The 21,607-nt window shown below is 66.6% G+C and carries 20 protein-coding genes and 1 tRNA gene; 16 read left to right on the forward strand and 5 right to left on the reverse strand.

All coding sequences use genetic code 11. From position 1 onward, the window contains the following. The first annotated feature begins 16 nt into the window (after positions 1-16). From NBT82_RS09535 to NBT82_RS09550, 4 genes are all read left to right on the forward strand, one after another. Positions 17-679, forward strand: a complete 663-nt coding sequence (locus NBT82_RS09535) for an HVO_0476 family zinc finger protein (RefSeq protein ID WP_251327893.1) — start codon at positions 17-19, stop codon at positions 677-679. Between the two features lie 13 nt (positions 680-692). Continuing rightward, positions 693-1,337: a protein-L-isoaspartate(D-aspartate) O-methyltransferase gene (locus NBT82_RS09540; RefSeq protein WP_251327894.1), complete on the forward strand. Its 645-nt coding sequence runs from the start codon at positions 693-695 to the stop codon at positions 1,335-1,337. A gap of 107 nt (positions 1,338-1,444) precedes the next feature. After that, positions 1,445-2,914 carry a methyl-accepting chemotaxis protein gene (locus tag NBT82_RS09545; protein ID WP_251327895.1) on the forward strand — a complete coding sequence of 490 codons (1,470 nt, stop codon included), beginning with the start codon at positions 1,445-1,447 and terminating at the stop codon, positions 2,912-2,914. A gap of 79 nt (positions 2,915-2,993) precedes the next feature. Next, positions 2,994-3,767, forward strand: a complete 774-nt coding sequence (locus NBT82_RS09550) for a protein-L-isoaspartate O-methyltransferase family protein (protein WP_251327896.1) — start codon at positions 2,994-2,996, stop codon at positions 3,765-3,767. Between the two features lie 6 nt (positions 3,768-3,773). Here the strand turns inward: NBT82_RS09550 and NBT82_RS09555 are convergent, their stop codons facing one another. Both NBT82_RS09555 and NBT82_RS20295 read right to left on the reverse strand, forming a co-directional pair. Further along, positions 3,774-4,217 (reverse strand): DUF7382 domain-containing protein, encoded by a 444-nt coding sequence (locus NBT82_RS09555; RefSeq protein WP_251327897.1) that lies wholly within the window; start codon positions 4,215-4,217, stop codon positions 3,774-3,776. 215 nt (positions 4,218-4,432) lie between these two features. Further along, positions 4,433-4,714: a hypothetical protein gene (locus NBT82_RS20295; RefSeq protein WP_425601745.1), complete on the reverse strand. Its 282-nt coding sequence runs from the start codon at positions 4,712-4,714 to the stop codon at positions 4,433-4,435. Between NBT82_RS20295 and NBT82_RS20300 the strand changes: the two genes are divergently transcribed. Together NBT82_RS20300 and NBT82_RS09565 are read left to right on the forward strand one after the other, a co-directional pair. Next, positions 4,703-5,413, forward strand: a complete 711-nt coding sequence (locus tag NBT82_RS20300) for an ATP-binding protein (protein WP_425601746.1) — start codon at positions 4,703-4,705, stop codon at positions 5,411-5,413. The genes NBT82_RS20295 and NBT82_RS20300 overlap by 12 nt on opposite strands. Before the next feature lie 161 nt (positions 5,414-5,574). Then, positions 5,575-5,721: a hypothetical protein gene (locus tag NBT82_RS09565; RefSeq protein ID WP_251327898.1), complete on the forward strand. Its 147-nt coding sequence runs from the start codon at positions 5,575-5,577 to the stop codon at positions 5,719-5,721. 100 nt (positions 5,722-5,821) lie between these two features. Here NBT82_RS09565 and NBT82_RS09570 read toward each other — a convergent pair. Next, positions 5,822-5,894 (reverse strand) — tRNA-Asp (locus NBT82_RS09570). Positions 5,895-6,141: 247 nt separating this feature from the next. Here NBT82_RS09570 and NBT82_RS09575 point away from each other — a divergent pair. Genes NBT82_RS09575 through NBT82_RS09600 form a run of 6 tightly spaced genes read left to right on the forward strand, consistent with a single transcriptional unit; the run spans position 6,142 to position 14,347 of the window. Beyond that, complete coding sequence (locus tag NBT82_RS09575) at positions 6,142-6,372, forward strand: DNA-directed RNA polymerase subunit H (protein WP_251327899.1); 231 nt, start codon at positions 6,142-6,144, stop codon at positions 6,370-6,372. After that, the gene (locus NBT82_RS09580) at positions 6,369-7,928 is read left to right on the forward strand and encodes a DNA-directed RNA polymerase subunit B'' (RefSeq protein ID WP_251327900.1); all 1,560 of its coding nucleotides are present in this window, start codon (positions 6,369-6,371) and stop codon (positions 7,926-7,928) included. The genes NBT82_RS09575 and NBT82_RS09580 overlap by 4 nt, the downstream gene beginning before the upstream one ends. 1 nt (position 7,929) lies before the next feature. Next, positions 7,930-9,756 (forward strand): DNA-directed RNA polymerase subunit B, encoded by a 1,827-nt coding sequence (rpoB, locus tag NBT82_RS09585; RefSeq protein ID WP_251327901.1) that lies wholly within the window; start codon positions 7,930-7,932, stop codon positions 9,754-9,756. Positions 9,757-9,765: 9 nt separating this feature from the next. Beyond that, positions 9,766-12,699: a DNA-directed RNA polymerase subunit A' gene (locus NBT82_RS09590; protein ID WP_251331274.1), complete on the forward strand. Its 2,934-nt coding sequence runs from the start codon at positions 9,766-9,768 to the stop codon at positions 12,697-12,699. Further along, positions 12,692-13,912 carry a DNA-directed RNA polymerase subunit A'' gene (gene rpoA2 / locus NBT82_RS09595; protein ID WP_251327902.1) on the forward strand — a complete coding sequence of 407 codons (1,221 nt, stop codon included), beginning with the start codon at positions 12,692-12,694 and terminating at the stop codon, positions 13,910-13,912. Before NBT82_RS09590 ends, rpoA2 begins: the two co-directional genes overlap by 8 nt. Positions 13,913-13,915: 3 nt before the next feature. Then, complete coding sequence (locus NBT82_RS09600) at positions 13,916-14,347, forward strand: NusA-like transcription termination signal-binding factor (protein WP_251327903.1); 432 nt, start codon at positions 13,916-13,918, stop codon at positions 14,345-14,347. 108 nt (positions 14,348-14,455) lie between these two features. On the opposite strand, the gene NBT82_RS09605 is transcribed toward NBT82_RS09600, so the two are convergent. Continuing rightward, positions 14,456-15,451 carry an ornithine cyclodeaminase family protein gene (locus NBT82_RS09605; RefSeq protein ID WP_251327904.1) on the reverse strand — a complete coding sequence of 332 codons (996 nt, stop codon included), beginning with the start codon at positions 15,449-15,451 and terminating at the stop codon, positions 14,456-14,458. A 688-nt stretch (positions 15,452-16,139) separates the two neighbouring features. On the opposite strand from NBT82_RS09605, the gene NBT82_RS09610 reads away from it, so the two are divergent. From NBT82_RS09610 to NBT82_RS09620, 3 genes are all read left to right on the forward strand, one after another. Then, on the forward strand, positions 16,140-16,568 hold the full coding sequence (locus NBT82_RS09610; protein ID WP_092635289.1) for a 30S ribosomal protein S12: 429 nt from the start codon (positions 16,140-16,142) through the stop codon (positions 16,566-16,568). Continuing rightward, positions 16,568-17,182 carry a 30S ribosomal protein S7 gene (locus NBT82_RS09615; RefSeq protein WP_251327905.1) on the forward strand — a complete coding sequence of 205 codons (615 nt, stop codon included), beginning with the start codon at positions 16,568-16,570 and terminating at the stop codon, positions 17,180-17,182. The genes NBT82_RS09610 and NBT82_RS09615 overlap by 1 nt, the downstream gene beginning before the upstream one ends. A 66-nt stretch (positions 17,183-17,248) precedes the next feature. After that, on the forward strand, positions 17,249-18,442 hold the full coding sequence (locus tag NBT82_RS09620; protein WP_251327906.1) for an iron-containing alcohol dehydrogenase: 1,194 nt from the start codon (positions 17,249-17,251) through the stop codon (positions 18,440-18,442). Here NBT82_RS09620 and NBT82_RS09625 read toward each other — a convergent pair. Next, positions 18,439-19,209: a DUF5781 family protein gene (locus tag NBT82_RS09625; RefSeq protein ID WP_251327907.1), complete on the reverse strand. Its 771-nt coding sequence runs from the start codon at positions 19,207-19,209 to the stop codon at positions 18,439-18,441. The genes NBT82_RS09620 and NBT82_RS09625 overlap by 4 nt on opposite strands. 162 nt (positions 19,210-19,371) lie before the next feature. On the opposite strand from NBT82_RS09625, the gene NBT82_RS09630 reads away from it, so the two are divergent. After that, positions 19,372-21,561, forward strand: coding sequence for an elongation factor EF-2 (locus tag NBT82_RS09630; RefSeq protein ID WP_251327908.1), 2,190 nt, complete (start codon positions 19,372-19,374; stop codon positions 21,559-21,561). The last annotated feature ends 46 nt before the right edge of the window (positions 21,562-21,607 follow it).

The following is a 21,607-nucleotide window of genomic DNA, read 5'->3' on the forward strand; positions in this document are numbered from 1 at the left end:
CCGGCTACGACCAGCCATGACCCATCCCGGACCCGACGCGGGCGACCGCGTCGCACTCGCCTGTCCCTCCTGTTCGACGACGGACCCGACCGTCCACGAGGTGTTGAAACCCGGCGGACAGGTCACTGTCCGCTGTACGGCCTGCGATCACGTCCACAAGGAACGGTACGACCCGCCCCGCGAGGTCGAACTCGACGTGATCGTCTCGCAGGACGACGAGTCGCTGTCGACGACCGTCGACGCGCCCGCCGAAGAGACGGTCGAAGTCGGCGACGAGTTCGTCGTCGACGCGCCCGAGGCGCTCATGCAGGTGCGGATCACCGCCATCGAAGTCGCCGCCGACACGCGCGTCGAGGAGGCGACCGTCGAGGACGTCGGGACGCTCTGGACCCGCGCCGTCGACAACGTCCGCGTCAACGTGACTGTCCACCCGAACGACGGGCGGGCGGACGCCTCACGGAGCATCGCCGTCTCGGTTCCCGGTGACCACGAGTTCGTCGTGGGTGAGACGGTCGCGTTCGGCGACGAGGAGTTCGAGATCACCGGGGTCCAGGTGCGTGACGACGCCCCCGAGTATCGCTTCGAGAAACTCGACCACGACGGCGACGCCGTGTTCGCGAAAGACGCCAAGCGGGTGTACGGGCGCGACGCGACGTCCGCCGCGTGGTCGGCGTGGTGATCGGGGCCGGACGATGGACTTCGACCGCGCTCGCAACGACCTCGTCGACCGCCTGATCGAGGCCGGCCGGATCGACCGTCCCGCGACGGCGCGAGCGATGCGCGCCGTCCCCCGCCACGAGTTCGTCCCCGCGGAGCGCCGCGAGGCGGCGTATCACGACCGACCCCTCCCCATCGGCGGGGGACAGACGATCAGCGCCCCGCACATGGTGGCGACGATGACCGATCTGCTGGCGCCCGACCCCGGCCACGAGGTACTGGAGATCGGGACCGGCTGTGGCTACCACGCCGCGGTGACGAGCGAAGCCCTCGGCGACGGGACCGTCTACAGCGTCGAGTACGAATCCAGTCTCGCCCACGAGGCGCGCGACCGACTCGACCGCCTGGGGTACGGCGACGGCGTTCGCGTCCGCGTGGGCGACGGCCACGAGGGGTGGCCGGAACACGCCCCCTACGACGGGGCGTATCTCACGTGTGCGCCCGTGTCGATCCCCGAACCCGTCGTCGAGCAGGTGCGTCCCGGCGGCCGGATCGTCGGCCCGGTCGGTCGTGGCCGACAGGTACTCGTCAGTCTGACCCGGCGGGCCGACGGCGGCGTCGACCGCGAGACCCACGGCGGCGTTCGGTTCGTGTCGATGCGATCCGCGGAGGACGCCTGAGTCACGGCGACCGCCCGCGAACCACGCCGGCAGGCGGTGACGTGATTCCTATCGGACGAGAATCGCGACCCGCCTTTTATCAACGCTCCGTTGTAGTCGACGGAGGGATGAGTGAGGCCACGACCCGCCAATCGACCGCCCAGGCGTTCGATCTGCAAACCGTACTCGAAACGCTCAACCTCCCCTCGTTCGCGCTCGACGCGTCGGGGACGGTCGTCGCGTGGGACCGACAGATCGCCGACCTGCTCGGCGTCCCCGCGGACGACATCGTCGGCGAACGCGAACTCGGGAGCCAGGTCTACGCGGACGAGACGAAAATGACGCTAGCCGAAAAGGTCCTCCAAGCGCCGGCCGAGACACACGTCGCGTACGAGGACGTCGAACTGGCCGACGAGGAGTACGCGCTACTCAGTAGCGAGACCGGTAACGTCTACGAGGACAAGAGTACGCTTCGCGGACGAGACATCTGGTTCATCGCCGCACCCATCTTCGCGGACGAGGGCGACGACCTGACCGGCGTCATCGAGATCGTTCAGGACGTCTCCGAGTCCGCCCGCCACCAGCGCGAGCTAGCGGAGTTGTTCGACGCGCTCATCGAGACGATGGGTGCCTACGAGACGGGGACGTTCGACGCGACCGTCGAGTTCGACACCGAGGGGACGATCCTCGAAGACGACTTCCTCCGCATCATCGACAACGTTGATCGGATGGGGGCACGGATCCAGACGTTGATCGAGGAGATCGAGATGGATATCGCGGAACTCGATCGTGCCGCGGACGACGTCGCGACCTCCGCCCAGCAGATCAACGATCTGACGAACGAACAGGCCGACGACATCACCCGCATCTCTTCGGAGGTGAGCAACCTGAGTGCGACCGTCGAGGAGGTTGCCTCGACGGCCGACCAGGTCGCGGAGACGAGCACTCGCGCCGAGCGACTCGCGGATCGCGGTAGCGACTCCGCACGAGAGGCGATGACTGTCATGGAGACCGTCAGTGACTCGGCCGACGACGTGGCCGAGGACGTCGACGTCCTCCACGAACGGATGGCCGAGATCGACGAGATCGTCGAAGTCATCAACGACCTGGCCGAGCAGACGAACATCCTCGCGCTGAACGCCTCCATCGAGGCAGCGCGGGCCGGCGAAGCCGGCGAAGGGTTTGCCGTCGTCGCCGACGAGGTCAAGAGCCTCGCCGAACGCTCCCAGAACCACGCCGGCGAGATCGAGGAGATGGTGGCCGAGATCCGTTCCGAGACGGATCGCACCATGTCGAACCTCCAGGAGACGACCGAGCGACTCGACGGTGGTGTCGACCAGGTCGAGGAGGCGATGGCCCGCTTCGAGGACATCGCGGAGGCGATCACCGAGGCGTCCGACGGCATCACCCAGGTCGCCGACGCGACCGACGAACAGGCCGCGAGCGCCGAGGAGATCGCGAGCATGGTCGATCAGGCTGCGAGCAAGGCCGACACCGTGTCGGACGCGGTCGAGGACATCGTCGCCAGCACCGAGGAGCAAGCCGCGATGGTCTCGGAGATCGACGGGAGCGTCTCCGAACTGACCAGCGACGGGTGAGCCCCCGACTGTCGGCCGTCCTCGTTCCGGTTGCCCCCGGTTTCAATAGATGCATAAGCACCCGTTCCGTTGGTCCGACATGGACCAAACGGTGTTGCGCGAGGACATGGTCGACGGCCTCGACCACGCCCTCGGCGGCCTCGACGAGTCGCTCGGGGTCGCCATGCGATCGGTCCCCCGGCACGTGTTCGTCGAGGACCGCCCCTACGACGACCGTCGCGGCGAACACGCCGGGACCGCGGTCCTCGCCCCACGAACCGTCGCCAGGCTCGTCGAGGCGCTCGCCCTCGAGGATGACGACACCGTCCTCGTCGTCGGCGCCGGCGTGGGCTACACGGCTGCTCTCCTCGCGGACCTCGTCGGCGAGCGACGCGTCCACGCGGTCGACATCGCCCGTCGACTCGTCATCGAAGCGCGACACAACCTCGGTCGCGCGGGCTACGAGGGCGTCCTCGTCGACCAGCGTGACGGCGCCGACGGCCTCCCCGAGTACGCCCCGTTCGACCGCGTACTCGTCGAGGCGGCGGCCGTCCGCCCGCCGCGCGCGCTGGTCGACCAGCTCACCCCGGACGGCCGCCTCGCGATGCCGATGGGGACGCCCGACCCGACGCTCGTCGCGGTCGAACCCGACGACTCCGCCGACGGGTACGCGGTCGTCGAGGAGTTCGGTCCCCTGGCGCTCGCACCGTTGCTCGTCGAGGGCGAACAGGCCGACGGCGTCACCCGCAACCGCACCGAGCGCGAAGACCGCGAGTTCGCCGAACAGGGGTACTTCGCGCCGACGGGCTGGGAGCAGGAGTGGATCGACTGGGACGAGCGACTCGACGGTGGGCGCGGCCATCATCGCCGCTGACCGGCGTCACCCGCGCACCACAAGCACCTTCGCGTTCCCTCGACGGTCGACGTAGCCGCTCCCGGCCGGCGGTTTCACCTCGATCAGCAGCGTGCCCTCGTCCTGATTCGACCGGAGGCTGGGCGCCGCCGAGACGGTCACCGTGCCGTCCTCGCCGGTCGTCGCCGTGCGCACCCCGTCGAGGTCCGCGCTCCCCGCCTTCACGATGACCGTCGCGTCGGCCACCGACGATCCGTCGGCACCGACCACGGTGAGTTCGATGGACGTCTCGCCGGGACTCACAACCTCCGGTTCCGGGCGCACGTCGAGTTCCGTCGTCGATAGCCCCTGGATGCCCGTCAGCATGTTCATCATGACGCTCAGACTGGCGACGCCGATGACTAGGGCGATGACCAGTCTGATCGGCAGTCCCTCGATGGCTCGACGATCCGCGCGGAACGACTCGAACATGGGCCGGCTTGCGCCCGGATTCGCATTTGAACCTCCGCCCGTAATTTCATGTGTGGACGGGAGGTCACTCCCGCCGTGCACGTACTCGGACGCGACGACTCGGTGGGCCCGGCGGTACGCCTCGGTCGCTACCGTGCCGCCGACGGCAGCGACGGCGCGGCGGTCGGACTGGATCTGGACCGTCCACACGCCGCGCTGATCGTCGGCAAACGGGGCTACGGGAAGTCACACACGCTCGGCGTCCTCGCGGAGGACGCGGCACGCGCGACTGGCGTCGCCCCCGTCGTCGTCGATCCGATGGGGGGGGGGGGTTCGACGGCCTCGCTGCGGGCGATGCCGTCCCGGCGACGGTCGTCGAGACGCCGCGGGTTCCCGCGGCGACTCTCCCGCCGTCGGCTTGGCCCGCGCTGTTCGACCTCCAGCCGACCGACGCCGTCGGGTCCCTGCTCTGGGAGGCCGCCGCGACGGCCGAAACCCTCCTCGGGATGCGCGCACACGTCGAGGCGGCGCCCGTCGGTGACGACGTCCGGCGCGCCGCGGAGAATCACCTCGCCCTCGCCGACGCGTGGGACGTCTTCGCGGCCGACGGTCTGGATTCCGACACACTCCTGTCGGGGGAGGCGACCGTCCTCGACTGCTCGAGGCTCGACGACCGGGCGGCCGGGGTGCTGGTCCGTGCTGTCGCACTCGGCCTCTACGACGTCTGTGTCGAGCGCCGCGCCGACCGCCTCCCGTGGCTCCTGATCGACGAGGCCCACGCCTTCCTCGACGGCGTCGCAGCCCCGGCACTGGAGACGGTACTGACACGCGGGCGAACCCCTGGCGTCTCGCTGGTCGCCGCTACACAGCGGCCGAGTGTCCTCCCGTCCGTCGCCGTCTCACAGGCGGATCTGCTGCTCGCCCACCGGGTCACCGACGCCGCCGACGTGGACGCGCTGACCGCGGCGACGCCGACTTACCTCTCGGGGACTCTGCGCGAACGACTGCCGACCGATCCTGGCGACGCCGTCGTCGTCGACGACATCACCGAGTCCGTTCACGGCGTGCGGGTGCGCCGGCGCGAGACGCCCCACGGCGGCGCCGACCCGCGGGCGAGCGACCGCGGGGATCAGTCCGCCGCGTCGTCGAGGTCGGTTCCGCAGTCCGGACATTCGTCGTCGACGACGGGGACCGGCGCCGCACAGTCGGGACAGTAATCGAGATAGCAGGCCGGATCGCCCATACCCGATGCCGGGGTCCCACGGGCCTAAGGGTTCGGACGGTACACAGCACGGACAGATCACAAAGCCGATAACCGTTCGCGACCGCCCGCTCGTATGGCTCTCCCCCCGTCGGTTCCCGCGACGTCGTCCCGCTGTTGGGCGCGCTCGTCGCCGGCTTCGCGCTCTTTCTCGTCGTCGGCTACCTCACGCTGTTCGACGTGCTGATCGTCGACTCGGATCTGGTGTTGATCTCCGCCGTCGTCGTCGTCGGCTATCTCGCCGCCCGGCTGGCGGGTCGGTGAACGTGCCTCGAAGGGCCGCGTGACCGGCTTCCGTCGACGACGGGTGGTTCGATCCCCTCGTCGCTACGCCCCTCGCTCGGCGGTTGGCCGTAACAGAAAGCGCCCGGAGCGGGATTTGAACCCGCGTCACGACCGTGACAGGGTCGTATGATGGGCCACTACACCATCCGGGCCTTCGCATCTACACCAACCGGGGACTGGGAAATAAGACTTGCCATCTCCCGGCGCCGTGTGGTGGCGTGACGCGATTCTCGTCGGAACGGTTTTGTACTGGGGGAGCGTGTGGCAAGGCGTACCGAGCCTCGTCCGCCGGACGCTCCGGCGGGTCGAACAGCGTCGCCTCGCGCCTTTTGGAAAGCGTTAAATGGATGGCTCTACAAAGGCGCCGTAGTATCTCGTGATAACTTCTCCACCCAATCCATGGTAGACGTAAGCCAACACAAGCTGGTTCCGGAGCACACAGTCCTCGACGACCCGGACCGGGTCGACGAGGTACTGGCGGAGTACAACGTCAGCAAAACCAACCTGCCGAAGATCAAACTGAGCGATCCGGCCCTTCCCGACGAAGCCGAGCCGGGTGACGTGATCGAAATCGTCCGCGACTCGCGGACGACAGACCGAGCAACTGTGTATCGACTGGTGGTCGAATGAACCGAGAGAGCCGACGCACTATCTCACGGGAGTATTTCTCGCAGGAACGCCTCGCCGAACACCACTTCCGCTCGTTCAACGCCTTCCTCGACCGTGGGATGCAGGAGGTCGTCGACGAGAAAGAGCGCATCGAGACGGACATCGGCGACAAGGAGGGTCAGGAGCCGGTGTTCGTCGAACTCGGCGACGTGCGCGTGGAGACGCCGCGGGTCCGGGAGGCCGACGGGAGCGAGGAACTCCTCTACCCCCAGGAGGCGCGCCTGCGGAACATCACGTACGCCGCGCCGGTGTTCATGGAGATGGCCATCGTCCGCGGCGGCGAGGAGGAGGAGGAAGTCGTCGTCGACTCCACCGAGACGAAGGTAGGTCGCATGCCGATCATGGTCGGCTCCCACAAATGTAACATCGCGGATCTGACCCGCGAGGAGCTGATCGACATCGGTGAGGACCCGGTGGACCCGGGCGGCTACTTCATCGTCAACGGTTCCGAGCGAGTGTTGATGACCAGCGAGGACCTCGCGCCGAACAAGATCCTCGCGGAGTACGACACGAAGTACGGCGACGAGATCCAGGTCGCCAAGACCTTCTCTCAGCGCCGTGGCTACCGCGCGCTGGTCCTCTGTGAGCGCAACCGAGAGGGAATCCTTGAAGTCTCCTTCCCGTCGGTGTCCGGCAGCGTCGACTTCGTGACGCTGGTGCGGGCGCTCGGGCTAGAGTCCGACGAGGAGATCGTCCACCGCGTCAGCGACGACCCTGAGATCGTGAAGTTCATGCTGGAGAACCTAGAGATGGCCGAGGTCCAGAGCGAGGAGGAGGCCATCGAGACGCTGGGCAAGCGGGTCGCCGGCGGCCAAGGGAAGAACTACCAGCTGAAACGCGCCAACTACGTGATCGACCGGTATCTCTTGCCTCACCTCCACGAGGAGGGCGTCGAGGAGGAGGAGGTTCGGATCAACAAGGCGTACTACCTCTGTCGGATGGCCGAGGCGTGTTTCGAACTCGCGCTGGAGCGTCGCGAGGCCGACGACAAGGACCACTACGCGAACAAGCGGCTGAAGGTGAGCGGTGACCTAATGCGGGACCTGTTCCGGACGGCTCTGAACAAGCTGGCCCGCGACGTGAAATACCAGCTCGAACGCGCGAACATGCGCAACCGGCAGCTGACGGTCAACACGGTCGTTCGGTCGGACGTGCTGACCGAGCGGCTGGAACACCCCATCGCGACGGGCAACTGGGTCGGCGGCCGCTCGGGCGTCTCCCAGCTCGTCGACCGAACGGACTACATGGGTGTCCTCTCCCACCTGCGGCGGCTCCGGTCGCCGCTCTCGCGGTCCCAGCCTCACTTCGAGGCGCGGGACCTGCACGCGACCCAGTGGGGTCGCATCTGCCCCTCTGAGACGCCGGAGGGACCGAACTGCGGACTGGTGAAGAACTTCGCGCAGGCGATGGAGCTCTCCCAGAACGTGGAAGACGAACAGGGACTCAAGCGCGAACTGGCGTCGATGGGGGTCGAGGGTATCCCCGGAATCGAAGGCGTCGACTCGATGGCGGATTAACATGGCTCAGGCACGCGAGGCGAAAGTATACGTCAACGGCAGTCTGGTCGGGACCCATCCCGACCCCGAACAGCTCGCAGACCAGATCCGCGAGGCGCGCCGGCGGGGCGACGTCAGCGACATGGTGAACGTCTCCATCAAGGAGCGCACCCGCGAGGTCATCATCAACGCGGACGCGGGACGAGCCCGCCGCCCGCTGATCGTCGTCGAGGACGGCGAACCTCTCCTCTCGGACGATGAGATCGAGGCCGTCGAGAACGATGACCTCGACTTCGAACAGCTCGTCGAGCGCGGCTACGTCGAGTTCATCGACGCCGAGGAGGAGGAGGACATCTACGTCGCCGTCGACGAGGACGAACTGACGGAGAAACACACCCACCTGGAGATCGACCCGCAACTGATCTTCGGAATCGGTGCCGGTATGATCCCCTACCCCGAGCACAACGCCTCGCCCCGGATCACGATGGGTGCGGGGATGATGAAGCAGTCGCTCGGGCTCCCGGCAGCGAACTACCGGATCCGGCCCGATACGCGCCAGCACCTGATGCATTACCCCCAGCTGGCGATGGTCAAAACCCAGACCACCGAACAGATCGGGTTCGACGAGCGGCCGGCGGCCCAGAACTTCGTCGTCGCCGTCATGTCCTACGAGGGGTTCAACATCGAGGACGCACTCGTCATGAACAAGGGGTCGGTCGACCGCGCCTTGGCCCGTTCGCATTTCTTCCGGACCTACGAGGGGGAGGAGCGCCGGTACCCCGGTGGCCAGGAGGACCGCTTCGAGGTGCCCAGCCAGGACGTGCGTGGCGCCCGCGGCGAGGACGCCTACACCCACCTCGACGAGGACGGCCTCGTCAACCCCGAGACGAAGGTGGACGAAAACTCCGTCCTGCTCGGCAAGACCAGTCCGCCCCGATTCCTCGAGGAACCGGACGACATGGGCGGTCTGTCGCCCCAGAAGCGCCGCGAAACGAGCGTCACGATGCGCTCCGGCGAGGACGGCGTCGTCGACACGGTGACGCTGATGGAGGGCGAGGACGGCTCGAAGCTCTCGAAGGTCTCGGTCCGGGACGAACGGATCCCCGAACTCGGTGACAAGTTCGCGTCCCGCCACGGCCAGAAGGGGGTCGTCGGCCACCTCGCACCCCAAGAGGACATGCCGTTCACGCAGGAGGGGGTTGTCCCCGACCTCGTCTTGAACCCGCATGCGCTCCCGTCGCGGATGACGGTCGGCCACGTTCTGGAGATGCTCGGCGGCAAGGTCGGCTCCCTCGAGGGCCGCCGCGTCGACGGCACGGCCTTCCAGGGCGAGGACGAGGACGAACTCCGTGGCGCGCTCGAAGAACACGGCTTCGAGTCCTCCGGGAAGGAAGTCATGTACTCCGGGGTGACCGGCGAGAAGATCGAGGCCGAGATCTTCGTCGGGACCATCTTCTATCACAAGCTCTACCACATGGTGAGCAACAAACTGCACGCCCGCTCCCGCGGGCCGGTGCAGGTGCTCACCCGCCAGCCCACGGAGGGTCGAGCCCGCGAGGGCGGCCTGCGCGTGGGCGAGATGGAGCGCGAGGTGCTGATCGGTCACGGGGCGGCGATGGCGCTCAAGGAGCGCCTGCTCGACTCCTCGGACCGCGAGAGCGTCTACATCAGCGCCGAGACCGGCATGGTCGCCGTCGAGGACGTCGACCAGCGGCGGGTGTACGACCCCGTCTCCGGCGACGAGGACGACATCCACGAACTCGAGGTGAGCTACGCGTTCAAGCTCCTCCTCGACGAGATGATCGCGCTGGGCATCCGGCCACGGCTGGAACTCGAGGACGCAGTATAAACAATGTCAATGCAGACACCAAAGGAGATCGGCGGCATTCAGTTCGGGTTGATGGACCCGGAGACGTATCGAGACATGTCCGCGACGAAGGTCATCACGGCGGACACCTACGACGACGACGGCTACCCCATCGACATGGGGCTGATGGACCCGCGGCTGGGCGTCATCGACCCCGGGCTGGAGTGTCGGACCTGTGGCCAACACTCCGGGTCGTGTAACGGCCACTTCGGCCACATCGAACTCGCCGCGCCGGTCATCCACGTCGGCTTTACGAAGCTCATCCGGCGGCTCCTGCGCTCGACCTGTCGAGAGTGTGGGCGGTTGGCGCTCACCGAAGAGGAACGCGAAGAGTACCAGGAGAAGTTGGTCCGTGCGGAAGAACTCGGCGACGATCCAAACGACGTGCTGAAGGCGGCGGTCCGCCAGGCACGCAAGCAGAGCTACTGCCCCCATCCGGACTGTGGCGGCGTGATGCACGACATCAAACACGAGAAGCCGACCACCTACTACGAGGTGCAGGACGTGCTCGCGGGGGATTACTCGGAACGCATCGCGGAGGCGATGCAGCCCGACCCCGACGACGAGGACGACGAGGGCACCAGCCCTCGTGACCTCGCCGAGGCGGTGGGCGTCGACCTCGATCGCATTAACGACATCATGGCGGGCGAGTTCCGCCCGAAAAGCGACACGCGAAAGAAGTTGGAGAAGGTCCTCGACGTAGATCTGACCGAGGAGGACATGAACAAGCTGATGCCCTCCGACATTCGCGACTGGTTCGAGGACATCCCCGACGAGGACATCGAGGTCATGGGTATCGATCCCGAGCGCTCGCGGCCGGAGTGGATGATCCTGACCGTCCTGCCGGTGCCCCCGGTGACGGCCCGTCCCTCGATCACCCTCGACAACGGTCAGCGCTCCGAGGACGACCTGACACACAAGTTGGTCGACATCATCCGCATCAACCAGCGGTTCATGGAGAACCGTGAGGCCGGAGCCCCCCAACTCATCATCGAGGACCTCTGGGAACTACTCCAGTATCACGTCACCACGTTCATCGACAACGAAATCTCGGGGACTCCGCCGGCACGCCACCGCTCGGGCCGGCCGCTGAAGACGCTCTCACAGCGGTTGAAGGGAAAGGAAGGGCGCTTCCGCGGGAGTCTGTCGGGCAAGCGCGTCAACTTCTCGGCCCGGACGGTCATCAGTCCGGACCCCACGCTGTCGCTGAACGAAGTCGGGGTTCCGGAACGGGTCGCAAGCGAGATGACCCAGACGCTGAACGTCACCGAGCGCAACGTCGAGGAGGCACGACAGTACGTCGCCAACGGGCCCGAGGGACATCCGGGCGCGAACTACGTCCGCCGACCGGACGGCCGACGGCTGAAGGTAACCGAGAAGAACTGCGAGGAACTCGCGACCAAAGTCGAGGAGGAGTGGGAGGTCAACCGTCACCTCGTCGACGGCGACATCGTGATCTTCAACCGGCAGCCGTCGCTGCACCGGATGTCGATCATGGCCCACGAGGTGGTCGTGATGCCGTACAAGACGTTCCGGCTGAACACCACCGTCTGCCCGCCGTATAACGCCGACTTCGACGGCGACGAGATGAACATGCACGCTCTCCAGAACGAGGAGGCGCGGGCGGAGGCACGCGTGTTGATGCGCGTCCAGGAGCAGATCCTCAGTCCCCGGTTCGGCGAGAACATCATCGGGGCCATTCAGGACCACATCAGCGGGACCTACCTGCTGACCCACGAGAACCCTCAGTTCACCGAGACGCAGGCGCTCGACTTGCTCCGGGCGACGAGCGTCGACGAACTGCCCCCGGCCGACGGGGAGGAAGACGGCGCCCCCTACTGGACCGGGCGGACTGTCTTCTCCGAACTCCTGCCGGACGACCTGAACCTGGAGTTCACGTCCTCGGCGGGCGATACGGTCGAGATCGTCGACGGGCAACTCGTTTCGGGTACCATCGACGAGGACGCGGTCGGTGCGTTCGGCGGCGAGATCGTCGACACGCTCACCAAGGTCTACTCCGAGACGCGCGCCCGCGTGTTCATCAACGAGGTGGCCGCGCTGGCGATGCGGGCGATCATGCACTTCGGGTTCTCGCTCGGGATCGACGACGAGTCCATCCCGCCGGCGGCCACCGAGCAAGTCGACGACGCCATCGGTAACGCCTACGAGCGCATCGAGGAGCTCATCCAGCGCTACGAGGCAGACGAACTCGAATCTCTGCCGGGCCGCACCATAGACGAGACGCTGGAGATGAAGATCATGCAGACGCTCGGCAAGGCCCGTGACAGCGCGGGGGAGATCGCCGAGGAGCACTTCGAGGAGGACAACCCCGCGGTCATCATGGCGCGGTCGGGGGCCCGCGGATCGATGCTCAACCTGACCCAGATGGCCGGCTGTGTCGGCCAGCAGGCGGTCCGCGGCGAGCGGATCAACCGCGGCTACGAGGACCGCACGCTGAGCCACTACGAGCCGAACGACCTCTCCGCGGAGGCCCACGGCTTCGTCGAGAACTCCTACCGTGGCGGCCTGACCCCGCGGGAGTTTTTCTTCCACGCGATGGGGGGTCGCGAGGGGCTGGTCGACACGGCCGTCCGGACCTCGAAGTCCGGCTACCTCCAGCGTCGCCTGATCAACGCGCTGTCGGAACTGGAGTCCCAGTACGACGGTACCGTCCGCGACACCTCCGACACCATCGTCCAGTTCGAGTTCGGTGAGGACGGCACCAGCCCGGTGAAGGTCTCCTCGAACGACGACAACCCCATCGACGTCGAGGGGATCGCGGACCGCGTGATCGAGGCGGAGTTCGAGTCCGACGCCGAGAAAGAGCGGTTCCTCGGCAGCGAGGAGCCGCCGACGAATCTCTCGGAGTACGCCGGTCCCGGCCTGAACAAGGCTCAGGGCATGGAGGTGGAGTCCGATGACTGAGACCGGCTACGAACACGTTACCGACGACATCGAGGCGGTCGTCGAGGATACGGAACTGCCCCGCCGGCTGAAAGATCGGATCTACGGGACGATCGAGGAGCGCGGGCCGATCACGACCGAGCAGGCCGACGAGATCGCGCGCGCGACCGAGTCGAAGTACATCGACACGCGGGTCGACCCGCTCGATCCCGTCGGGACGGTGTCGGCCCAGTCCATCGGCGAACCCGGGACCCAGATGACGATGAACACGTTCCACTACGCGGGGGTCGCCGAGATCGACGTGACCCAGGGGCTGCCCCGTCTGATCGAACTGGTGGACGCCCGGAAGACGCCGGACACGCCGATGATGACGGTCTACCTCGACGAGGAGTACGCGACGGACCGCGAGCGCGCCCACGAGGTGGTGTGGGCCATCGAGTCCACGAAGATCCTCTCGCTGGGTGACGTGTCGACGAACGTCGCCGACATGCTCGTGCAGGTCGACCTCAACGAAGAGACGCTGATCGAGCGGTGGCCGACGGTCGAGGACGTCACCGACGTGGCCATCGAAATCGCGGAGACGATCGAGGACGCACTGGGCGTCCAGACCCGGCGCGAGGGGACGCTCATCGAGTTCGGCCCCTCCGAACCCAGCTACCGCGAGCTGCTCCAGTTGGTCGAAGAACTCCGCGACGTGGTGTTCAAGGGCATCGAGGAGGTCTCCCGCGTCGTCATCCGGAAGGAGAGCCTCGAGGACGGCGAGGAGTTCGTCCTCTACACCGAGGGGTCGGCCTTCGGCGACGTGATCGAGATCGAGGGTGTCGACGCGTCCCGGACCACCTGTAACAACATCCACGAGATCTATCGGAATCTCGGGGTGGAGGCGGCCCGCGAGGCCATCATCAACGAGACAATGGACACGCTCGAAGAGCAGGGGCTGGACGACGTGAACGTCCGCCACCTGATGCTCGTGGCCGATATCATGACCAACCGCGGCACCATCGAGTCCATCGGCCGCCACGGCATCTCGGGGTCGAAGGAGTCGGTGCTCGCCCGCGCCGCGTTCGAGGTGACGGTGAATCACCTGCTGGATGCCGCGATCCACGGCGAGCGCGACCGACTGGACGGCGTCATCGAGAACGTCATCGTCGGCAAGCCGGTCGCGATCGGCACCGGCGACGTCGACCTCCGGATGGGCTCGTTCAGCGCGGGACAACAGCCCTCGGACGACTAGCGGATGCGCGTCACCCTGTCGGACCGCGACCGCCGGTTCATCGCCTGCTTCGAGGACGAAACCGGCGCGACCGCCCGCGACTGCCTCGTCGACGAGGAGGGCAGCGAGGACCGCGTCGTCTTCCTCGTCGCCGCCGGCGAGATGGGACAGGCGGTCGGCCCCGACGGGCGGCGGGTACGGTCCGTCGAGGAGACGCTCGGCCGCTCGGTCGCTCTCGTCGAGGACGCCGACACGCCGGAGGCGTTCGTCGCGAACGCGCTGGCCCCGGCGGCGGTCAAGCACGTCACGATCAGCGAACAGGGCGACCGGATCGCCTACGCCGAGGTTCCCGAGGCGGACCGCGGCGCCGCCATCGGGCGTGATGGGCGGAACATCGAGACGGCTCGACGCCTGGCGAAGCGACATTACGACATCGACGACGTGCAGTTGACTTAGCAGCGGGACGCTGAACGTGAACGGTGAGTATGAATCACCTGCCGAGATTTCGGCCAGAACGGAGTCCACGCTGAATCCCACCGCTTTGGCGGTGGGTGAACGAATCCCTCACCGCCAGTCGATCGCTGCCCTGAGAGAGGAGAATGGAAGCGCCGTTCCGACCGATGCGTCTCGTCCCTTCTGGTGGGCCAACTGCGCCGCGGAGACGGTTTCGATCGGTGTGCCCCCGCTGTCGAACACGGTAATCTCGTCGGCGGTTTCCCGTCCCGGTTTCTCTCCCGCGACGACCGCCCCGAGGTCACCGTGGATATGGTCCTCCGTCACGGCACCTCGTTCGATCGCCTGCCGTAATTCCCCGGACTCGTCGAGCGCTCGCTGCCGCGTATCGGGGACGTACTTCGCCTGCTCTATCACGGTTTCGTCCAACTCCCGTCCCGTCGGTTCGTGCTGACCCATGGCTGTCACGTGCGCGCCCGCCTCGAGCAGGTCCCCGTCGAAGACGGGTGTCTCCGAACTCGTCGCCGTGATGACGATATCCGCGCCCGCAACGGGTTCCGTTTCGTCGGCGGCGGTTTCGACGACGGCATCCAACTCCCCGTCCAGTCGTGTCCGGAGCGCTTCCGCGTTCGTTTCGGTGGGCGAGTACACCGTGACTCGCTCCACATCACGCACGGCGGCCGTGGCACGCACTTGGGCTCTCGCCTGCGGACCGCTTCCGTACACGCCGACGGTCCGGGCATCGTCGCGAGCGAGTTCGTCGACTGCGACACCGCCCACGGCCCCGGTTTTGAGGGGACTCAGCGCCGTCCCGTCCAACAGTGCTTTCGGTTCGCCGGTTTCGGCGTCGTAGAGCGGCGTCATGTACCACTGATCCTCGCCGACTGAGGTGTAGAGATATCCCCCCATCGCGCCGGATTCGGGGAGAACTGCGATGTACGTCTTCAACTGCACTGCCTGTCGTTCGGTATTTTCCAACGCGATTCTCGGCGTGATCGGTGCTCCCTCGCCGTATTGGCGATACCCGGCGCGAACGGCTTCCACGTACTCCTCGAACCGTGCGAGGCCGTCGATCTCCTCGGCAGTGAGAACGTGCACTTCGTGCATACCGCGTTATCAGGATACGTAACTGCCTAAACATTCGCCATCGAGAAGGCCTCGCCCGGTCAGGAGCACCGAGCGTGCGGAGTCGGTAGCGACGGATATCCGGGTGTCGGGTGGCGACGATGTCGGAGTCGCCTCCGATACGACAGACGACGTCGCGTACCTCCGGAACGCAGCGTTCGTCACCGGGGAACGCTGAACGCAACCGGCGAAGAACCGATGCGACAAGAGCGGTCTCGAATACCGCGGCCGAGGCCGGTTGATCGAATGTCGTGTCCGCAGTCCAGCACGTACAGTTCCTCAACCGTAGCGAAAAACTGTCGACGAGGACCTCTCCCAGGTCCGCTCCACCCGGGTGACGCTCCGGTCTACCCCGTGACGGTGTCGACTGTTCGAGCAGCCAAGCGCCTCGCGGCGCACCTGTTGGGTCCGGCCGATGGGGTGTCCCCGCCGTCGACCGTCGAGAGCGCCGAACAGCCACGTCCGCGACACGAGCCTGCATTTTCCGGACACCGTACCTCTCTCACGTCCTCTCGGCGCTCTTTCGTCTCTCAGCGTCGCTCTCCGGAGCGAACGCGCAACCGATGAATCCCTCAGATCGGAGTAGCGATGGCCCTAACGCGTTCTGAGACGGTTTCATCGGTCCGGAAAAGGGAGGCTTAAGTAGCTCCGTCGGCAACGAAGGGGCACTATGGCGAACGGCAAGTACGCGGCCCGCAAACTCAAGAAGGACCGCCAGACGCGGCGGTGGTCCGACTCGGAGTACGCGCGACGCGAGCGCGGCCTCCGGAAGAAGTCGGACCCGCTCGAGGGGGCGCCCCAGGCACGGGGCATCGTCCTCGAGAAGGTCGGTATCGAGGCGAAACAGCCCAACTCGGCGATCCGGAAGTGCGTCCGGGTCCAGTTGATCAAAAACGGCAAGCAGGTGACGGCGTTCTGTCCTGGCGACGGGGCTATCTCCTTCATCGACGAACACGACGAGGTCACCATCGCCGGCATCGGCGGCGCGAAGGGTCGCGCGATGGGTGACCTCTCCGGCGTGAACTACAAAGTCGAGAAGGTCAACGGCGTCTCGCTCATCGAACTCGTGCGCGGTAACGCGGAGAAACCGGTGCGATAATGTCCGAGAGCGACACCCCCGAACCCGACGCTCCCGCCGGGAGCGACGATCAGGACACCGACGCCCTGCTGTTCGGCGTCTGGGAGACCGAAGACATCGCGTACTCCGACCCCAGCACGCAGCGGTACATCAACGTCACACCCATCGCCCACACGATGGGTCGACACGCCTCCAAGCAGTTCCAGAAAAGCGAGATCTCGGTCGTCGAGCGTCTCATCAATCGCCTGATGCAGACCGAGGAGAACACCGGGAAAAAACAGCAGGCGATGGGCATCGTCCGTGAGGCGTTCGAACTCGTCGACGAACAGGCCGACGAGAACCCGGTGCAGGTGCTCGTCACGGCCGTCGAGAACGCGGCGCCGCGCGAGGAGACCGTCCGCCTGAAATACGGCGGCATCTCCGTCCCGCAGGCGGTCGACGTGGCGCCCCAGCGTCGGGTCGATCAGGCGCTGAAGTTCCTCGCCGAGGGTACCTATCGCGGGTCGTACAAGACGTCGACGAGCGCCGCGGAGGCGCTCGCGAACCAGTTGACCGGCGCCGCCGACTACGACGTCGGCACCTACGCGATCAACCAGAAAGAGGAAGCCGAGCGGGTCGCCGCCGCGGCGCGGTAATCTCCTTTCGGTCTTTCTTTTCGCTCCTCCCGAAGAGCTATTTCCCCCCCGTCCGACGGGGCGGATATGTTCTCACTCGGCTCGCTCAGCGAGACCCACACCGTCCGCAGCCCCGCCCACGTCGAGTACGGATCGGGCGCCGTCGACGCCCTCGAACCGTTCGCGTCCGAGCACGACGCCGACTCGGCGTTGCTGGTGACAGACGGGGAGTTGGCCCGGAGTGGCGTGATCGACGCGCCCCGGGCACGCCTCGAATCGGCCGGCCTCGACGTCGAGGTGTACGACGGCGTGGCGCCCGAGCCGAAGTTGTCGATGGCCGAGGCGGCCGCCGAACGCGTGGCTGATCACGACCTCGTCGTCGGTGTCGGCGGCGGGAGTTCGATGGACACCGCGAAGCTCGCGGCGGCGCTCGCCGTCACCGATCGGCCGGTCAGGGACCTGCTCGGGACCGACAACGTGCCGGCCCCGACGGGGCCGCTGGCGCTGGTACCGACCACGGCGGGGACGGGCAGCGAGGTGACCGACGTCGGTGTCTTCGCCGACCAGCGCGACGGCGGGGTGAAGAAAGTCGTCTTCTCGTCGCAGCTGTTCGCCGACCTCGCGGCGGTCGATCCCGACCTGACCAAAACGTTGCCGCCGGGGGTCGCGGCGGCGACGGGGCTCGACGCGCTGACCCACGCCATCGAGAGCTACGTCTCCCTCCTCCGGACGCCGTACACGGACACGCTGGCGCTGCGAGCGATCGAACTCGTCGCGGAGAACTTGCGGCCGGCGGTGACACAGGGTCCCGCCAACGACGCGGCCCGCGCGAACATGAGCCTCGCGGCCATGCTCGCCGGGCAGGCGTTCGTCAACTCCGGACTGGGCGCGGTACACGCCCTCACCTACCCGCTCGGCATGGAGTGTGATCTGGGTCACGGCCTGGCCAACGGCGTCTTGCTCCCGCACGTGATGCGGTACAACGTACCGGCGGAGGTCGAGCGGTTCGCCGACGTGGCGGCGGCACTCGGCGTGGAACGGCGCTCCGGCGAGTCCGAGCGAGCGTTCGCCGACCGGAGCGTCGACGCGACCTTCGACCTGCTCGAAGACGTGGACGTGCCGACGAGTATCGCCGCAGTCGGCGAGTTCGACCGGGAGACGTTCGCGGCGTTCGCGGACGTGGCGTTCGAGCACTCCGAGCACAACATCGAGCGGAACCCCCGTGAGATGGATCGGGAGGACGTGATCGCCGTGTTCGAGGCGGCGGCCGCGGGCCGCTAGTCGGCGGCCGGCCCGTCGTCGAGCGCGTACTCCTGGGTCGCGGCCACGAGGTCGCGTCGGAAATCGCTCTCGCTCGGGTCGTCGGCGAGAGAGCGAAACTGGCGCTTGAACGTCTCCATGCCGACGGTCGGGGCGTCGGCAGCGGCGGCCCGTGCCAGGTCGTACAGCCGGTGTTCGGGGTCGATCAGCCCGTGGCGCTCGACAAGCGCCAGGGCGAAGGCGGCGTTGACGGCGGTGATGTCGGGGTCGGAACCGACGGAGACCCGTCGGGAGTCCCCGCCCGGATCGGTGCCCGCCGCCGTGGGGCCGGGGGCGTCGGCGACGGCCGCGGCCAACTGCGATTCGAGGAACTGGACGAGTTTCGCCGCCGGCGCGACCGAGAGGGTGATGTCGTCGGCGTAGATGTCGCGCATGTGGTTGGCGATCTGATAGCAGTGGGTGAGTTTCCGCCGTTCGACGTCGCGCCCGGAGAGCGCCAGAAACAGCGCCTCGTCGGTCGACTGGGTGTGTGAGGCGTGGCCCTGTTCGTAGCGTGCCATGTGAGCGAGTTCGTGGAGCGCGAGTTCGCGGGCCATCGCGCTCGTGGCGGCCTGTCGGGAGATGTTGAGGACGTGGTGGTCGTCGTAGTGTGCCGTCCAGGTCCGTTCGTCGGGGTCGTCCCGGACGCGCACCCGGACCGGTCGGTCGAGATCGTGTTCGGTAGCCAACAGGTCGGCGGCGCCGAGAAACGGGTCGGGTTGTGCGTCGCCCCCTACGCGTACGTCCATGCTTACCGTTACCACGGCACAGATCCCTAAGACGGTTGCGGTCCGGCGCCGCCGACCGAATCTATGGTATCGCGTGACACGCGGGGCAAGCGCCCCGAAATCGGCGGTTTCGCCTCCGGCAAAACACTACCCTTTTGACCCTCCTGGCGGTATGGGCCTGTAATGGGCCGACGAAAGAAGATCGTACAAGAATGTGAACGGCTGATGGACAACCCGGAGAACATCCGGAACATCGCCATCGCCGCTCACGTCGATCACGGCAAGACGACGCTGACGGACAACCTGCTCGCCGGTGCGGGCATGATCTCCCAGGACACCGCGGGCGAACAGCTCGCGATGGACACGGAGGAAGACGAGCAGGAACGCGGCATCACCATCGACGCCGCGAACGTCTCCATGACCCACGAGTACGAGGGTAACAACCACCTGATAAACCTGATCGACACGCCGGGCCACGTCGACTTCGGCGGCGACGTGACCCGTGCGATGCGTGCCGTCGACGGTGCGCTCGTGGTGGTCGACGCCGTCGAGGGCGCGATGCCCCAGACGGAGACGGTGCTGCGGCAGGCACTCCGCGAGGGTGTCAAGCCGACGCTCTTTATCAACAAGGTCGACCGACTCATCTCCGAACTGCAGGAGGGGCCCCAGGAGATGCAGGAACGGCTCCTCGCCGTCATCCACGACGTGAACGAACTCATCCGCGGGATGACCGAGGAGATGGACGACATCGACGACGACTGGACGGTCGGCGTCGAGGACGGCACCGTCGGCTTCGGCTCCGCGCTCTACAAGTGGGGCGTCTCGATGCCCTCGATGCAGCGGACCGGGATGGACTTCGGCGACATCATCGAACTCGAGCGCTCCGACAAGCGCCAGGAACTCCACGAGCGGACGCCCCTGTCCGACGTGGTGCTCGACATGGTGTGTGAGCACTTCCCGAATCCTCTGGATGCCCAGCCCCGTCGTATCCCGCGCATCTGGCGTGGCGACTCGGAGTCGGACATCGCGGAGACGATGCGGCTGGTCGACGAGGACGGCGAACTCGTCCTCATGGTCACGGACATCGGAGTCGACCCCCACGCGGGCGAGATCGCCGCCGGTCGCGTCTTCTCGGGGACCATCGAGAAGGGACAGGAACTCTACGTCTCCGGGACCGCCGGGAAAAACCGCATCCAGAGCGTCGGCATCTACATGGGTGGCGAGCGCGAGGAAGTGGAACACGTCCCCGCGGGTAACATCGCCGCGGTCACCGGTCTGAAAGACGCCATCGCCGGCTCCACCGTCTCGAGCGTCGAGATGACGCCATTCGAGTCCATCGAACACATCTCCGAGCCGGTCATCACGAAGAGCGTCGAGGCCAAGAACATGGACGACCTGCCGAAGCTCATCGAGACGCTCCAGCAGGTCGCCAAGGAGGACCCGACGATCCAGATCGAGATCAACGAGGAGACGGGCGAACACCTCATCTCGGGACAGGGTGAGCTCCACCTCGAAGTCATCGGCCAGCGCATCGAGCGCAACCAGGGCATCCCGATCAACACCGGCGAACCGATCGTCGTCTACCGCGAGGCACCACAGGAAGCCTCCCAAGAGGTCGAGGGCGTCTCGCCGAACCGTCACAACAAGTTCTACATCACGGTCGAACCCCTCAGCGAGGACATCGTCGAGGAGATCCAGCTGGGGAACGTCTCGATGGACATGCCCGAACTGGAGCGTCGCGAGGCGCTGCAGGAGGCCGGCATGGGCAAGGACACCTCCCAGAACGTCGAGCACATCCACGGGACGAACATCCTCATCGACGACACGAAGGGGATCCAGCACCTCAACGAGACGATGGAACTGGTCGTCGAGGGGCTCGAGGAGGCACTGGACGACGGCCCGCTCGCGGCCGAACCCGTCTCGGGTGCGCTCGTCCGGCTCCACGACGCGAAGCTCCACGAGGACACTATCCACCGCGGTCCCGCACAGGTCATCCCCGCCGTTCGGGAGGCCGTCCACCGCTCGCTCATCGACGGCGAGATCCGGCTGCTCGAACCCATCCAGAACGTCCGCATCGACGTGCCATCCGAACACATGGGTTCGGCGTCCGGCGAGATCCAGGGTCGTCGTGGTCGCGTCGACGACATGTACCAAGAGGGTGACCTCATGGTGATCGAGGGGATCGCGCCCGTCGAGGAGATGATCGGCTTCTCCTCGGACATCCGGAGCGCCACCGAGGGTCGTGCCTCGTGGAACACGGAGAACGCCGGCTTCCGCGTCCTCGCGGACAACCTCCAGCCGGAACTGATCGAGGAGATCCGCAAGCGCAAGGGCATGAAACTGGAACTGCCGCCGTCGATCGACTACATCTAACGCGGCGTTCGTCGGCCACCCCTGCGGTCTCTCTCACTTGCGATAA

It is taken from the genome of Haloplanus sp. HW8-1, assembly GCF_023703795.1.
Taxonomy (GTDB): Archaea; Halobacteriota; Halobacteria; order Halobacteriales; family Haloferacaceae; genus Haloplanus; species Haloplanus pelagicus.